The sequence below is a fragment of the Aestuariivirga sp. genome, from assembly GCF_044238155.1.
Lineage (GTDB): Bacteria > Pseudomonadota > Alphaproteobacteria > Rhizobiales > Aestuariivirgaceae > Aestuariivirga.
The window spans coordinates 1-14,077 of the sequence record NZ_JBIIDX010000096.1 but is presented as its reverse complement, the minus strand read 5'-3'; the positions used below and the strand labels follow the sequence as shown (position 1 = coordinate 14,077).

Sequence of the window (14,077 nt, the reverse complement as noted above, 5' to 3'; positions counted from 1 at the left end):
TCCAGGCGCAGAGCCTGACCATGCTGAACGCCCGCCGCAGCATACACCGGCTGGCCAGTTCCATCACGCACCAGCGCAAAGCCGCGCCGCAATACCGATCGGTAGGACAATGAGTCCGCCAGCTTAGCAACTGCAGCGAGGCGCTGGTGCCGAAGCGTCAACAGACCGGCAATCGCTCGTGCTGCCCGTTGGCCGGAGAGTTCAAGCGACCGTCGCTCACTGGCAATCAGCACACGCAGAGGTGCAAGGCCCAGACGGGGCGAGATACGACCCAGACGAGCTCCGTGCTCGCGCGTATTGGCCTTGAGCGCCTGACCGAGCCGGCTGGCTGCTGCGTCAAGGCGCTGACGCACCAGAGCCAGGATTTCATCCGGCCGCGGCAGGGCGCGAGCCGCCGAAACAAGGCGCGTACGCCGCTCAGCCATGGCACGGCGCGCGCCCCCCTGCAGGCGGGCGTGGAGCGAGGCAGCCTCGGCGAGAAGCTCGGCACGTACTGGAACGGCCTTTTCGGCCGCCGCAGTCGGCGTAGGCGCCCGAAGATCGGCGGCGTGATCGATGAGGGTTGTATCGGTTTCGTGGCCAACGGCGGAAATCACTGGGATTTCACTTGCCACAACGGCTCGAACTACCACCTCTTCGTTAAAGCCCCACAGGTCCTCCAGCGATCCACCTCCGCGTGCGACGATGATCACGTCGGGCTTCTGCTCCATGGCATTAAAACCAGAGATGGCAGCCGCTACCTCTGCAGCACAAGTCTCGCCCTGCACTCGCACCGGCCAAACAAGCACATGGCGCGGAAAGCGCTCATTGAGGCGATGAAGAATGTCGCGGATCACCGCGCCAGTCGGCGACGTTACGACTCCAACGACCCTAGGCAGATAGGGTATGGGCCGCTTGCGTTCAGGACTGAACAAACCTTCGGCTGTCAGCTTCTTCCGCCGCTCCTCCAGAAGCGCCATCAGTGCCCCGACGCCGGCAGGTTCAAGGTTATCAATGACGATCTGGTAATTGGATTTCATCGGGTAGGCGGTGATCTTACCAGTGGCAATCACCTCCAATCCCTCCTGAATGCGGGATCTCAATCTGGTGAAGTTTCCCCTCCAGATCACCGCATCGAGTTTGGCTCCCTCATCCTTGATGCCAAAATAGCAGTGGCCGGATGCTGAGGCGCCCCTGAAGCCTGAAATCTCTCCGCGCACACGCACCTGGCCAAAGCGATCCTCCAGCGTGCGCTTGAGTGCCCCCGCCAATTCGGAGACCGAGAACTCGGCGGCATTGGGTCTAGCCGGTTCCAGAATTTCGCCAGTTTCGGGGTCATGCTCCCAGATGGTGGACATCGAAAATCCGCTCTATGATTCTCGTCCATCAAATGCGAGAAGGCTCACGAATGCAAGATTTTGCCTCAAGGCACATGTCATGAACATTCTGCTGATCGGCTCCGGTGGTCGCGAACACGCTCTGGCCTGGGCCATGGCGGCAAGCCCTCTTTGCAACACGCTGTTCGTGGCGCCAGGCAACCCCGGTACGGATCAGATCGCGCATAACGTGGCGCTCGCCGCAGACGATCACAAGGCGGTCGTTGCTTTCTGCCATACCAAGGACATTGGGCTCGTGGTGATTGGACCTGAGGCGCCGCTTGTGGCAGGACTGGCGGACAGCCTTGCAAAAGCCGGGATCAAATGCTTCGGACCGAGCAAGTTTGCCAGCCAGCTTGAAGGCTCCAAGGGTTTCACCAAGGATTTGTGCACCCAGTACGGCATCCCGACAGCCGCCTATGGCCGGTTCACGGACAAGTCGGCAGCCATTTCGTATGTTGAGGCAAGAGGCGTTCCCGTGGTCGTCAAGGCAGATGGCCTCGCCTCAGGCAAGGGGGTGACAGTCGCCACGGACATGGCAACGGCACGCACGGCCATTGAGGCAATTTTTTCGGGGCGGTTTGGAGAGGCCGACTGCGTGATCGAGGAGTTTCTTGAGGGTGAAGAGGCAAGCTTTTTTGTTCTCACCGACGGACGGCATGCCCTGCCTCTCGCCACAGCACAGGATCACAAGCGGGTGGGCGATGGCGACACTGGCCCCAACACAGGCGGGATGGGGGCCTATTCTCCGGCTCCCTGCATGACACCAGCCCTGTGCGAGGCCGCGCTCGAACAGATCGTGAAACCCACCATCAAAGCCATGGCAGAGATGGGTCACCCCTATGTCGGCGTGCTTTATGCCGGTCTCATGCTGACACGCGACGGTCCGAAGCTCATTGAATACAACTGCCGCTTCGGCGACCCTGAGGCCCAAGTGCTGATGATGCGGCTAAAGGATGATCCCGTGACGCTGATGCTGTCCTGCTGCGACGGCACACTCGACAAGGTGGGGGTGCGGTGGTTCGACGATGTGGCCCTCTGCGTTGTCATGTGTGCGCAGGGCTACCCTGGCGAGATCCTGAGAGGATCAGAGATACGCGGACTTGAAGGTGCAGCCGCAACGGAAGGTGTTGAGATTTTCCATGCTGGAACGGCCCTACAAGACGGAAGGATTGTTGCCAATGGTGGTCGCGTCCTCGGCGTGACGGCACGCGGCAGGACGATCGCGGAGGCGCAGGCCCGCGCCTATGCCGCGGTCGACCGCATCGACTGGCCGGAAGGCTTCTGCCGCAGAGACATCGGCTGGCGGGCCCTTACCCGGACCGGAGACTGATCAGACCATCGCTATGATTGACCGTCAGACAACTTTTTCCGGAATGACGGCTTCAGACCTTCCGGCCACAACACTGGAGCCCTATCTCACAAAGCATATCCAGGATTTCACGGGCCCCTTACGCCTTTTTCGCTTCAAGGGAGGTCAGTCCAATCCATCATATCGTATCGAAACCCCCGCGGCGACCTATGTGCTGAGGCGAAAGCCATTCGGCACTCTGCTTGCGTCAGCGCATGCGATCGAACGCGAATACCGCGTGACATTGGCTCTGCATGGCGCCGGCTTCCCTGTCGCCAAGCCACTTCATCTCTGTACGGACGAGGCGATAATCGGCTCTCCATTCTTCATCATGGAGCATGTGTCAGGACGCATCTTCTGGGAGCCTCACGCGCCAGGGCTTTCCGGCAACGCGCGCGCGGCACTTTTTGATGAAATCGGCTCGACAATTGCTAGACTGCATGGACTTGATATCGCAGAATTGGGATTGGCGGACTTTGGCAAACCGCACGGCTACATCGCGCGCCAGATCAAGCGCTGGAGCGATCAGTATCGTGCCTCGGAAACAGAGCAGATTGTCGAGATGGACCAACTTATAGGCTGGTTGCCAGGCGCCTGCCCGGCAGACTCTGGCGCCAGCCTTGTACACGGAGACTTTCGTCTCGATAACTGCATCATCCACCAATCTGAGCCCCGCATACTGGCAGTCCTCGACTGGGAACTCTCCACAGTGGGAGATCCTCTTGCTGATTTCGCCTACCACCTCATGCAATGGCATATGCCAGTTTCGGAGTCAGGCGCTGGAGTTGGTTCCTTGCTTGATCATGCGCACGAACCGGGCCTTCCCAGCATCGAGAGCTACATTCAACGCTATTGCCAACTCACCGGGCGGACAATGATTGCCGATCTGGACATTTACCTTGCATATAATTTCTTCAGGCTTGCAGCCATTTTCCAAGGCATATTGGGCCGGGTACGGGCTGGAACTGCCGCCAGCACCGCAGCAGAGGCGATGGCCGGTCAGGTCCGGCCACTCGCTCAGACGGCTTGGAAATTCGCACGGAGAGCCGGCGCATGACAACCCCGACAATCGGCCTGGCACTTGGTGGCGGCAGTGCGCGCGGTCTTGCCCACATTCCGATCCTCGAGGTGTTTGACGAGCTCGGCCTCAAGCCCAAGGTCATAGCGGGGTGCTCGATCGGGGCGTTGGTAGGCGCTGGCTATGCAGGCGGCATGTCGGCACGCGATATCCGCGAGCGCGCCGAAATGCTGCTGTCCAATCGGATGGGCGCCCTGCGCTATGCCTTCCGCGAGAAGCGTGTAAGCCCCTTCGACCTGCTGGCCATGAAAGGCCTCGCTTCGATGCACATCCAGGGCGAAACACTGGCAAGCCTTGCGCTTCCCGACTCATTACCGCAGCACATCGAGGATCTGCCCATCCCATTCAAGGTCATCGCCACCGACTTTGACAGCATGGAGGAGCGAGTGATTGACTCCGGGCCACTGGTCAAGGCCGTAGCCGCCTCGATCGCAGTCCCGGGCATCATTCTAGGTCCCGAGTATGACGGCCATACGTTTGTCGATGGTGGCGTCACCAATCCAGTTCCTTTTGATCACGTCCGGCAAGACGTCGATATCGTGGTGGCGATCGACGTCACTGGCCGCCCGCGAGAGGCCAACGGCTCGCACCGCACGAACATGGAACTTGCGGTGGGCTCCTTGCTCATCCTGTTTCATCAAGTAGCGACGCTGCGCCGCGCGCTGAACCCACCCGATATCTACATCCGCCCAGCCATTGAGTCATTCACAGGTACGGACTTTTTCCGGTTCAAGGAGGTGATGGAGCAAGCCGCAACTGCCAAGGACCAGCTCAAATATGAACTGGAACGGCGTATCACCAGCAAACTCTAGGAAAGTCTGAGAGCATATCGCGCGCGGGTGGGACTCAAGACTTGCTCTAGCGGCGCGACTGAAAAAAGCTCTTGAGGAGCTTTTGCGCCCGGACCTCTCCAATGCCGCCATAGACATCGGGTGCATGATGGCAGGTCGACTGAGCAAAGAAACGGGGGCCATGCTCGACCGCCCCCATTTTTTCGTCACTGGCGGCAAAGTAAAGCCTGCGGATGCGAGCGAGGGAAATGGCCCCCGCACACATGGCACAGGGCTCAAGGGAAACATAAAGATCATGACCGGCAAGCCGCTCTGATCCCAACACCCTCGCTGCCTCGCGGATTGCCAGAACTTCGGCGTGAGCAGTAGGATCCTTGAGTTCGAGGGTGCGGTTTCCGGCCCTGGAAATGACACGCCCGTTTCCATCCGCCACTACTGCGCCCACGGGCACCTCGCCACGGGCGGCGGCGGCTTCTGCCTCCTCGAAGGCAGCCTGCATTGGCTCTGGCAGTTTCATCTGCATTCTGCCACATGAGTCCATGATGAGGTCAAGGTCAAGATGAGCACATTCGAGGGCGAACGGATCGCCAAGGTCATCGCTCGGGCAGGGGTTTGCTCGCGGCGGGATGCCGAGCGGCTGATCACAGAAGGCCGGGTTAAGGTCAATGGCCAGATTCTTGGCACCGCGGCAACCAACGTGACACGGCGTGATGTCGTTCTGGTGGATGGGCAACCACTGCCCCAGCAGGATGAGACGCGGCTGTGGCGCTACCACAAACCTGCCGGTCTGGTCGTGTCTCACCGCGACCCGCAGGGCCGCCCCACCGTATTTGAAAAGCTCAGGGAACAATTGCCCCGGGTCGTTTCGATTGGTCGGCTTGACATTAATACCGAAGGCCTGTTGCTACTGACCAATGATGGTGGATTGGCTCGCTTTCTGGAACTTCCCGCATCAGGCTGGATTCGCCACTATCGGGTGCGCGCCTTTGGCCAGGTCAGCGATCAGCAACTTGCAGCCATCGCAAAAGGCGTGGAGATCGACGGTGTCCGTTACGGACCAATTGAAGCAAAAATCGAGCGCGTTCAAGGCGGCAACTGCTGGCTCACCATTGCCATCCGCGAGGGCAAGAACCGCGAGGTGAAGCGAATCTGTGAGCATCTGGGTCTGCAGGTAAACAGGCTGATCCGTACGGGCTTTGGGCCGTTCCAGCTTGGCGATTTGGCACGCGGCGGAATTGAGGAAGTACCTCCCCGGGTAATGAAATCCAGCATCGGCCCATCTTTTTTCAAGGATAAACATGCGGATCGTCGGCGGAAAGTTCAAGGGTCATAGCCTCGTGTCACCGCACGGCTTGATGACCAGACCAACCTCGGACCGGGTCAGGGAATCGATCTTTAACATACTGGCTCACGGCATTGAGGGGTTCGATCTCGATCACGCCCGCGTGATGGATCTCTTTGCTGGCACCGGCGCCTTGGGGTTTGAGGCCATGTCTCGTGGCGCGCGGTTTTGCCAGTTCGTGGACGAGAGTGCCGCCGCGCGCGGCGTTATCCGTCGCAATGCCGATGCGTTTGGCATAATAGGTCAGGTTAAGATCTGGCGCCGCGATGCGACGGTTCTGGGGCCCTGCGCACCGCAACCGGGTTTTGACCTCGTCTTTGCCGATCCACCCTATGGCAAGGGCTTGGGCGAAAAGGCACTGGCATCACTCGTTTCGGGTCACTGGCTGAATACTGGCGCCGTTGTCATACTGGAGGAGACCATCAAGGCAGATTTGACACCGGCAGCAGGGCTGGACCTCATAGACGAGCGCAGTTATGGCGAGACGAAAGTCTGGTTTTTCCGGTTCACAGGTTAAGGTCTTTGCTACCGCCGCCCGAAAAGCTTCTCGATATCAGAGAGCTTTAGCTCGATGAAGGTCGGCCGACCATGATTGCACTGGCCGGAATTCGGAGTCGACTCCATCTCGCGCAACAGTGCATCCATTTCCTCGGGCCTCAACCGGCGCCCTGCGCGAACGGAATGATGGCACGCAATGGTCGCCAGCACATGGTTGATGCGCTCCTCCACACTGGACGCTACGCCGAGTTCGGAGAGTTCCCCGGCCACATCACGGAGGATTCCGGCGATATCGGCTTTGGCAATGGCAGCGGGAACCTCACGGACGATCACTGCGCCCTCTCCGAATCCTTCGAGTACCAGACCGCTCTGCGCCAGCACTTCGGATGCGCCGCAGAGACGTTCAACCTCTACGGAATCGAGATCAACAACGAGAGGAACAAGCAGGGGCTGGATTTCAATTCCACGTTCTCCACGCTCACGCTTCAGCCGCTCGTAGACAAGGCGCTCATGTGCCGCATGCTGATCGATGAGCACAATTCCATCACGAGTCTGCGCCACGATGTAGTTATCATGAACCTGGGTGCGAGCCTGACCCAGCGGAAAGTCGTTGGTAACCGTCTCAGTCTCACGCTCAGCAGACGCAACTGGCGGCATATTCATGTCAAGCGCTTGCTGCACCTCTGCAAAACCTGCCGGGTATGTGGGGCCACCCGTGATTCGGAAACGGGCGGCTGTCTGTTGTGAGAGCGCTGTATCGGGCAGGCGCCGATGTCCGAGCGCCTCTCGAATGGCGCTGATGATCGTACCACGCACCAAACCCGAATCGCGAAAACGCACCTCCGACTTTGCGGGGTGCACGTTCACATCCACACGTTCGGATGGGCAATCGATCCGAAGCACCAGAACCGGATAGCGCCCAGCCGGAATCACATCGGCATAGGCGCCACGGATGGCTCCGGCGAGCACCTTGTCGCGCACACCCCGTGAATTCACAAACATGTATTGCTGGCCCGATGTGTTCCGGGAATAGGTTGGAAGCCCCGCATACCCGCGCAGCCTCAAGCCATCACGTTCCAGCGCGAAGGCCACGGAATTATCCATGAAGTCCGCACCGAGGATGCGAGCCAGCCGCTCATCTTCGGTTTGTCCTGCCGGCACATCAATGAGACGGCGCTCTTCCGTGGTGAACGAAAAGCCCACGCCTGGATGGGCAATCGCCATCCGGCGGACGACATCCGCCGCCTCCGCAGTCTCACTTCGATCAGCCTTGAGAAACTTAAGGCGGGCGGGAGTTGCGAAGAACAGGTCCTTCACTTCAATCTCGGTGCCACGGCTCAATGCGGCCGGGCGCGGCGGCGAAAGAACGCCACCTTCCACCTTGATCATATGGGCCTCACCACCCGCTCTCGGACGGGAGGTAATGACCAGCCGGCTTACCGCGCCGATTGATGGAAGTGCCTCGCCCCGAAAACCCAGAAAGCGGATGTCGGTGAGATTGTCATCTGAGAGCTTTGAGGTAGCATGACGTTCAACGGCAAGAGCAAGGTCTTCAGGCCCCATGCCGACGCCATCATCGGCAACGCGGACGAGGCTCTTTCCGCCGCCGCGAAATGCGACATCAATCTGGGCAGCGCCCGCATCAAGCGCATTTTCGACCAGTTCTTTTACAACACTTGCTGGACGTTCGATGACCTCTCCAGCCGCAATACGGTTGATCGTACCTTCCGGAAGTCTTCTTATCTGGGGCGTAGTCATCACTTGATGGCTTTGGGACGGCCAACAACGGAGACGATCATGCGGTCCGGGTGAAGAAGCCGCCGAGCCTGCTCGCGTACCTGTTCAAGGGTGACAGCCTCAACCAGGGAATTGCGCTTTTTAACGTAATCGACGCCAAGTTCCTGCTGCTGCAAAGCAAGAAGCTGTCCCGCTATCGCAGCATTGCTGGAAAACCGCAAGGGATAGGAGCCTATCAGGTAGGTTTTCGCCTCATCGAGTTCCACCTGCGTGGGTCCCTCCGCCGCATAACGGGCAATGACGCTCTTGGCGGCTTCAAGAGCTTCACCAGCAGACTCGTTCTTCGTCTGCAGGACGCCAGCATAAAGGCCGACGCGCTGCATGGGCGATAGTCCGAAACTGACACCATAAGTAAGACCGCGCTTCTCTCGAAGCTCTTGAGCCAGGCGGGAGGTGAGCCCGCCACCGCCAAGAATCTCGGACATCACATAAGCTGGGATGAAGTCAGGATCACTCCTGAGAAGGCCCTCGTGCCCAAATACGATCACGCTCTGCGGCATATCACGGTCTATGACCGTGACAGCTGGGCCCATCTCCGCGCGTGCAGGCGGCAGCACCTTCCGGTCGGGCCACTTTTCTGGCACCCCCCCAAAGATCAGATCAAGCAGAGGCCCAAGCTCAGCCCCCGTTATGTCGCCAACAACTGCGACCTGCAGGGTATTCCGATTGAAAATTCGACGGTGGGCCGCATGCAGGTCAACAGCCGTAATGGCGCTCATACTGGCTTCAGTTCCTGAACTCGGCCGGGCGTAGGGATCATTCGGAAGACTCTTCGTGGCCCACGCCTGCCATGCGATGCTCTGTGGGTTCTGCAGGTCTTCCTTTATGTTGAGAAGAAATTGCTTTCGAACCCTCTCAAGCGGCTCCGGATCAAAACGCGGCTCGGTAATGGCCATGCGCAGAAGATCGAACGACTCATGCCGATTGTGGCTCAAGGTCTGGAAGCTGCCCTCAAAAAAATCTGCTCCTGAGTCAAATGACATTCGAAAGGCCAATGCCTCTCGTTTTCTCTGGAATTCATCGGCGAGCATGGCACCTGCCCCCTCGTCCATCATGCCAGTGAGAAACTCCGACACGCCCTCCTGGCCGGCCGGGTCTTCGGCATTGCCAGGGCGGAATGAAAAATTGATTGTAATGAGAGGGATAGCCCGCTCCTCTACAAGCCAGGCCTTCAAGCCACCCGGACTTGTCACCTCTTGAATGGTGAAGGCGTGAGCAAAGCTGCTTGCGAGGCCAAGCAAACAGATGGCGAGGACAAAACGCCCAATGAATGAAAGACGACGGTCGCTGGTTCTCAAGGAGTCTGTTCCTCCGTCAACAGCAGGCCAGTCACAGATGCCCGCCTGTCAAACAATCGCTGGGCCGCAGCATTCACCTCTGCAACGGTTACCGCACGCATGTCCGCTTCAAAGTTGAGCACGTCATCGATACTTTGACCTGTCGCCAGCGCAACACCAAAGATCCTGGCCAAAGCCTCCTGGGAATCGAGCAGATAAACAGAATTCGCAACAGCTCTTTCCTGGCTTCTCGAGAGTTCCTGCTCCGTTATGCCCTTTTTGACCAACTCGATGAGCACGGCGTCGATTGCGGCCTCAAGGTCTTCCATGGCAACGCCGGAATTCGGCGCGGCGTAGATCCCGAAGGTCCCATGATCTAGTTCGGCGGCACTGAACCACGCACCAGCGAAGGTGGCAATTTTTTGCTGAACGGTCAGTGCCTGGTAAAGTCGGCTCTGGGTACCGCCACCCAGAATCTCCGCCAGAATCTCGTTGGCGTTCTCCTCGCGCTGGGAAAGTTTGCGTGCCGGTGGTGTAAGGTATTGGCGCTGCCAGAGAAGAGACCCCGCGCGCTCATCGCGCATGATGACGCGGCGTTCTGCCGTTGGCGGCGGCTCCGTCACCCGCGATCTCAGGGCGCGAGAGGTCTTGTTCTGCAAGATACCGTAGTAACGCTCTGCAAGACGTTTCACGTCAGCGGGCACAACGTCACCGGCCACGATCAGGATTGCATTTGCTGGCTGATAATGATTGGAATAGAAATTCATCGCGTCCGCGCGCGTAAGCTGGGAAACCTCGCTCATCCAGCCGATCACAGGCTTGCCATAAGGGTGCGCCGTATAAAGAGCGGCATCGATTTGCTCGTCAAGCAGGCTCGCGGGATCATTTTCCGTGCGTTCACGCCGCTCCTCAAGAACAACGTCACGCTCGGGCAATACATCCTCTTCCGCAAGAACGAGATTCTGCATCCGATCAGCCTCCAGTTCCATGACCAGGGCCAGGCGATCGTTTGTGATGCGCTGGTGATAGACCGTATAATCATGCGTCGTGAAGGCGTTCTCATGGCTGCCATTGGCGCGAAGAATTCGGCTGAATGCACCATCGGGATATTTCGCTGTACCCTTGAACATCAGATGCTCAAGCAGATGTGCGATGCCAGACTTTCCTGGCGGTTCATCCGCCGCTCCCACCTTGTACCAGACCATATGGGTTACGACGGGTGCACGGTGGTCTGGGATAATCACCACCTGCAGGCCATTCTCTAGTGTGAAGGTCGTGACTTGAACCTTGAGCGCATGAGCGGGGGTCACGACGACAGGAAAGCACAGAACAAAGGGAAGCAGCCACCGGAACAAGGTCATGAGCTTTCCTCGGGCCCTGCCGGGGCAGGGCCTCTCTGGTAGGTTATTCGTCCTTGAAGATATTGCCAATGTTGAAGACAGTGCCGTAGTTCGGGTTCTTGGCCTTCTTCTGGGCAATGTAGTAGGCCTGCAACTCTTCGCGCAGTTGCTGGTCGGTCTTCTTTGTTCCATCGGCATTGTAAAGAGAGATGCCCGCGTTCGTATAGACGCTGTAGACGCCGTCAGCCGCCGGGGCTGCTGGTGTAGCGCCAGCCGTTGCCGGCGCAGATGGAGAAACCAATGCCGCCTGGGTCGATGTGACAGCGGGGGCCGGCGCCGCAGCGGCGGAACTGGGCGGGGGCAGACGCAGGTCGGGCGGCATCGTGAGGTCCTGACCGACGGATACAGCCTGGGTCGGCGTCTCTTTTTCAAGGTAGCTTCGCATCGTGCTGCCACAACCAGCCAGCCCGAGCGCCATCACCCCAACCAAGACCGAAACGACGGCAGATTTCATCCGACTATCCATCTCACCAGAACCGCTATGCTACCTGCCGTCAGATTCAGGCTTTTCCACGGCGGTCCAAGGTCTGGCCCAACCACAAGGCCTCATACAGCAGCACGGCAACGCCGGCAACAATCGCGACATCGGCCAAGTTGAATACATACCAACTAAAATGTTGATAATGAAAGTAAAAGAAGTCCGCCACTGCGCCCCGGAACAAACGGTCCGTCGCGTTGCCCAGCGCTCCGCCAATGACCAGGGCAAGGGCTGCGGCCCCCAGCGGCCGGGTAGCAGTGCAAGCCCAGACCCAGAGCACCAGACAGATGACGAAACTGAGAGCAACCAGCACGTCCTGTGTATGCGTACTGAACAGGCCATAGGAAATACCACGATTCCAGACCAGCACGAGGTCAAGAAAGGGAGTCACCTGCACCGGCGACCGCTCCGCAATGCCGTAGACGTCGATCATCCACCACTTGTGGGTCTGGTCGGTGCCATACACGATGGCCGACAGCGCCAGAACAAGCGGTGCGGAAGGCCCCCAGAGTCTTGCCCGCATCATACAGCCTTGCCGAAGCGAACCTGCCACTCGCGCACGGCCTCGGCGTCGCGCAATGTCACGTCGGGAAAGTCAGGATCGGATCCAACCTCTGGCAGGATCTTCCATGAACGCGCGCATTTTCGGCCCTCAGCCGGGTTCACGACCACCGCCACGCCTTTTACACCATCGAGACGGAACGCATCAACCGGTCCTTCCGCTGCGATCAGCTTTGCGCCCGATGTGATCGAGATCTCCGCAAGATCAACCCCGTCGATTGCCCGGAGCAGTTCGGGATTGGACACATAGACGTCCGGCGCCGCCTCAAGTGCGGAACCAATCGTCTTTTTGACCTGCCGCTCGATCTCCAGCGCACCGGTAACCACCGACCGCAGTTCACGTATTTGGTCCCATTTGGCAGCAAGCTCAGGCGCATGCCAATCACCCGGACAGCGCGCAAAGGGCATGAGATGGACGCAAGAGCCCTCGCCAGGAAAGCGCGCCAGCCAAACCTCGTCCATGGTGAAGGCCAGCACGGGCGCCCACCAGGTCACGAGGCAATGAAACAGCTGATCCATTACCGTCCGGCAGGAACGACGGCGCAAGCTCGACCATGGGTCGCAGTAAAGCGAGTCCTTTCGGATATCAAAATAGAAGGCCGAAAGATCGACCGTCATAAAGTTCGTGAGCAGAGCAAATAATCGCTTGTAGTCGAACACCTCATAGGCCTGACGAACCTGACTTTCGAGTTCATGCAGGCGATGCAGTATGTAGCGCTCGAGTTCCGGCATATCCCGCGCGGGCACCATCTCCCAGTCCTGAAGGCCATCAAGAGCTCCAAGAATATAGCGCATGGTATTGCGAAGCTTGCGATAGGATTCGATGTTCGTCTTCAGAATTTCCGGTCCGAGGCGCAGGTCCTCGGCATAGTCGGACGACGCCACCCACAGTCGCAGGATATCAGCGCCGGACTGCTTGATCACTTCCTGAGGTGTCACGATATTGCCAAGCGACTTCGACATTTTTCGGCCATCCTCAGCCACGACAAAGCCATGGGTAAGCACAGCATCGTAGGGGGCTCGCCCACGCGTGCCACAGGCTTCAAGCAACGAAGAATGAAACCAGCCACGATGTTGGTCCGATCCTTCAAGATAGAGATCTGCGGGCCACTTGAGATCAGGGCGCTGCTCCAGACAGAACGCGTGGGTCGAACCGGAATCGAACCAGACATCCAGAATGTCACGGACCTGCTCCCATTCGAGAACACTGCGCTCAGCACCAAGGAATCGCTGAGCTGCGCCCTCCGCAAACCATGCATCCGCGCCTTCCGCAGCAAAGGCCTCAATTATGCGGGCGTTCACCTTCTGATCCTTGAGTATGGCGCCCGTCTCACGATGAATGAAAACGGCGATCGGAACACCCCAGGCCCGTTGCCGTGAAATGACCCAGTCAGGGCGTTGCTCGATCATGGCGCGCAAACGGTTCTGGCCAGCAGCAGGAAAGAATTTCGTCTCGTCGATCGCCTTGAGCGCGACATCGCGCAAGCCGTGGCTTGACATTGAAATGAACCACTGGGGCGTGTTCCGGAAGATGATCGGCTTCTTGGATCGCCACGAATGCGGATACTGGTGCTTGAGACGGCCGCGCGAGATCAGGGCGCCTGCTTCCGTCAACGCACGAATGACTGCGTCGTTGGCATCGCCTTTCTCTCCCTTGTCAGTAATGACGCGCCGACCCGTGAAACCAGGAGCCTCTTTGGTGTAGAAGCCATCGGCATCCACCGTGAATGGAATGGGGCCGCCCACCTTTTCCATCCATATGACATAGTCGTCAGCGCCATGTCCCGGCGCAGTGTGAACAAAACCCGTTCCGGCATCATCAGTGACATGGTCGCCATCAAGCAACGGTACCGGGAAATCATAGCCAAGATGGGCCAGCGGATGGCCACAGACCATACCCACCGGATTCACATCGCCAAGCCGCTGGTAGGTTTCAACCTTGGCGGCCTTCATCACTTCTTCGGCCAGCTTGTCGGCCAGAATGTAGCGTTCGCCGATCTTGGCCCAATTGCCCTCCGGTGCTGCGGTGACTTCATAGAGGCCATAGCCGATCCTTGACGAAAAACTGATGGCGCGGTTGCCGGGGATGGTCCATGGCGTCGTGGTCCAGATCACGACACTTGCCGATTGGAGCCGGGCTACCAAATCG

Annotated in this window: 13 protein-coding genes; 5 read left to right on the top strand and 8 right to left on the bottom strand. The window is 58.8% G+C overall.

Annotation, left to right across the window (positions count from 1 at the left end; genetic code table 11):
* A partial coding sequence (xseA, locus tag ACILRN_RS10955) for an exodeoxyribonuclease VII large subunit (RefSeq protein ID WP_395688237.1) occupies positions 1–1,337 on the bottom strand: 1,337 nt, incomplete at its 3' end.
* Positions 1,338–1,416: 79 nt separating this feature from the next.
* Between xseA and purD the strand changes: the two genes are divergently transcribed.
* From purD to ACILRN_RS10940, 3 genes are read left to right on the top strand one after another with little or no spacing between them, the layout of a single operon-like run.
* On the top strand, positions 1,417–2,688 hold the full coding sequence (gene purD, locus ACILRN_RS10950) for a phosphoribosylamine--glycine ligase (RefSeq protein ID WP_395688235.1): 1,272 nt from the start codon (positions 1,417–1,419) through the stop codon (positions 2,686–2,688).
* Positions 2,689–2,701: 13 nt separating this feature from the next.
* The gene (locus ACILRN_RS10945; protein ID WP_395688233.1) at positions 2,702–3,763 is read left to right on the top strand and encodes a phosphotransferase family protein; all 1,062 of its coding nucleotides are present in this window, start codon (positions 2,702–2,704) and stop codon (positions 3,761–3,763) included.
* Positions 3,760–4,596 carry a patatin-like phospholipase family protein gene (locus ACILRN_RS10940; RefSeq protein ID WP_395688231.1) on the top strand — a complete coding sequence of 279 codons (837 nt, stop codon included), beginning with the start codon at positions 3,760–3,762 and terminating at the stop codon, positions 4,594–4,596. Before ACILRN_RS10945 ends, ACILRN_RS10940 begins: the two co-directional genes overlap by 4 nt.
* A gap of 46 nt (positions 4,597–4,642) precedes the next feature.
* Here the strand turns inward: ACILRN_RS10940 and ACILRN_RS10935 are convergent, their stop codons facing one another.
* Positions 4,643–5,092: a nucleoside deaminase gene (locus ACILRN_RS10935; RefSeq protein ID WP_395688230.1), complete on the bottom strand. Its 450-nt coding sequence runs from the start codon at positions 5,090–5,092 to the stop codon at positions 4,643–4,645.
* A 42-nt stretch (positions 5,093–5,134) separates the two neighbouring features.
* Between ACILRN_RS10935 and ACILRN_RS10930 the strand changes: the two genes are divergently transcribed.
* Both ACILRN_RS10930 and rsmD read left to right on the top strand, forming a co-directional pair.
* Complete coding sequence (locus tag ACILRN_RS10930) at positions 5,135–5,908, top strand: pseudouridine synthase (RefSeq protein ID WP_395688229.1); 774 nt, start codon at positions 5,135–5,137, stop codon at positions 5,906–5,908.
* A 22-nt stretch (positions 5,909–5,930) separates the two neighbouring features.
* On the top strand, positions 5,931–6,434 hold the full coding sequence (gene rsmD, locus ACILRN_RS10925; protein WP_395688227.1) for a 16S rRNA (guanine(966)-N(2))-methyltransferase RsmD: 504 nt from the start codon (positions 5,931–5,933) through the stop codon (positions 6,432–6,434).
* Between the two features lie 8 nt (positions 6,435–6,442).
* On the opposite strand, the gene mutL is transcribed toward rsmD, so the two are convergent.
* From mutL to ACILRN_RS10895, 6 genes are all read right to left on the bottom strand, one after another.
* Positions 6,443–8,173, bottom strand: a complete 1,731-nt coding sequence (gene mutL, locus ACILRN_RS10920; RefSeq protein ID WP_395688225.1) for a DNA mismatch repair endonuclease MutL — start codon at positions 8,171–8,173, stop codon at positions 6,443–6,445.
* Positions 8,173–9,510, bottom strand: a complete 1,338-nt coding sequence (locus ACILRN_RS10915) for a M16 family metallopeptidase (protein WP_395688223.1) — start codon at positions 9,508–9,510, stop codon at positions 8,173–8,175. The genes mutL and ACILRN_RS10915 overlap by 1 nt, the downstream gene beginning before the upstream one ends.
* Entirely contained in the window at positions 9,507–10,850 is a 1,344-nt protein-coding gene (locus ACILRN_RS10910; RefSeq protein WP_395688222.1) for a M16 family metallopeptidase, read from the bottom strand. The genes ACILRN_RS10915 and ACILRN_RS10910 overlap by 4 nt, the downstream gene beginning before the upstream one ends.
* Before the next feature lie 43 nt (positions 10,851–10,893).
* On the bottom strand, positions 10,894–11,343 hold the full coding sequence (locus tag ACILRN_RS10905) for a hypothetical protein (protein WP_395688220.1): 450 nt from the start codon (positions 11,341–11,343) through the stop codon (positions 10,894–10,896).
* A gap of 46 nt (positions 11,344–11,389) precedes the next feature.
* A complete protein-coding gene (gene lspA / locus ACILRN_RS10900) occupies positions 11,390–11,890 on the bottom strand; it encodes a signal peptidase II (protein WP_395688239.1) in 501 nt (166 codons plus the stop codon).
* Positions 11,890–14,077, bottom strand: a 2,188-nt coding sequence (locus ACILRN_RS10895; protein WP_395688218.1) for an isoleucine--tRNA ligase, incomplete at its 5' end; no start/stop codon positions are given. The genes ACILRN_RS10895 and lspA, both read right to left, overlap by 1 nt.

Excerpts from the sequence above, each read along its gene's own strand:
- ACILRN_RS10910 (WP_395688222.1), bottom strand. The coding sequence starts at position 10,850 with ATGACCTTGTTCCGGTGGCTGCTTCCCTTTGTTCTGTGCTTTCCTGTC.
- ACILRN_RS10935 (WP_395688230.1), bottom strand. The coding sequence starts at position 5,092 with ATGAAACTGCCAGAGCCAATGCAGGCTGCCTTCGAGGAGGCAGAAGCC.
- rsmD (WP_395688227.1), top strand. The coding sequence starts at position 5,931 with ATGACCAGACCAACCTCGGACCGGGTCAGGGAATCGATCTTTAACATA.
- lspA (WP_395688239.1), bottom strand. The coding sequence starts at position 11,890 with ATGCGGGCAAGACTCTGGGGGCCTTCCGCACCGCTTGTTCTGGCGCTG.
- ACILRN_RS10905 (WP_395688220.1), bottom strand. The coding sequence starts at position 11,343 with ATGAAATCTGCCGTCGTTTCGGTCTTGGTTGGGGTGATGGCGCTCGGG.
- mutL (WP_395688225.1), bottom strand. The coding sequence starts at position 8,173 with ATGACTACGCCCCAGATAAGAAGACTTCCGGAAGGTACGATCAACCGT.
- ACILRN_RS10940 (WP_395688231.1), top strand. The coding sequence starts at position 3,760 with ATGACAACCCCGACAATCGGCCTGGCACTTGGTGGCGGCAGTGCGCGC.
- ACILRN_RS10930 (WP_395688229.1), top strand. The coding sequence starts at position 5,135 with ATGAGCACATTCGAGGGCGAACGGATCGCCAAGGTCATCGCTCGGGCA.
- purD (WP_395688235.1), top strand. The coding sequence starts at position 1,417 with ATGAACATTCTGCTGATCGGCTCCGGTGGTCGCGAACACGCTCTGGCC.
- ACILRN_RS10945 (WP_395688233.1), top strand. The coding sequence starts at position 2,702 with ATGATTGACCGTCAGACAACTTTTTCCGGAATGACGGCTTCAGACCTT.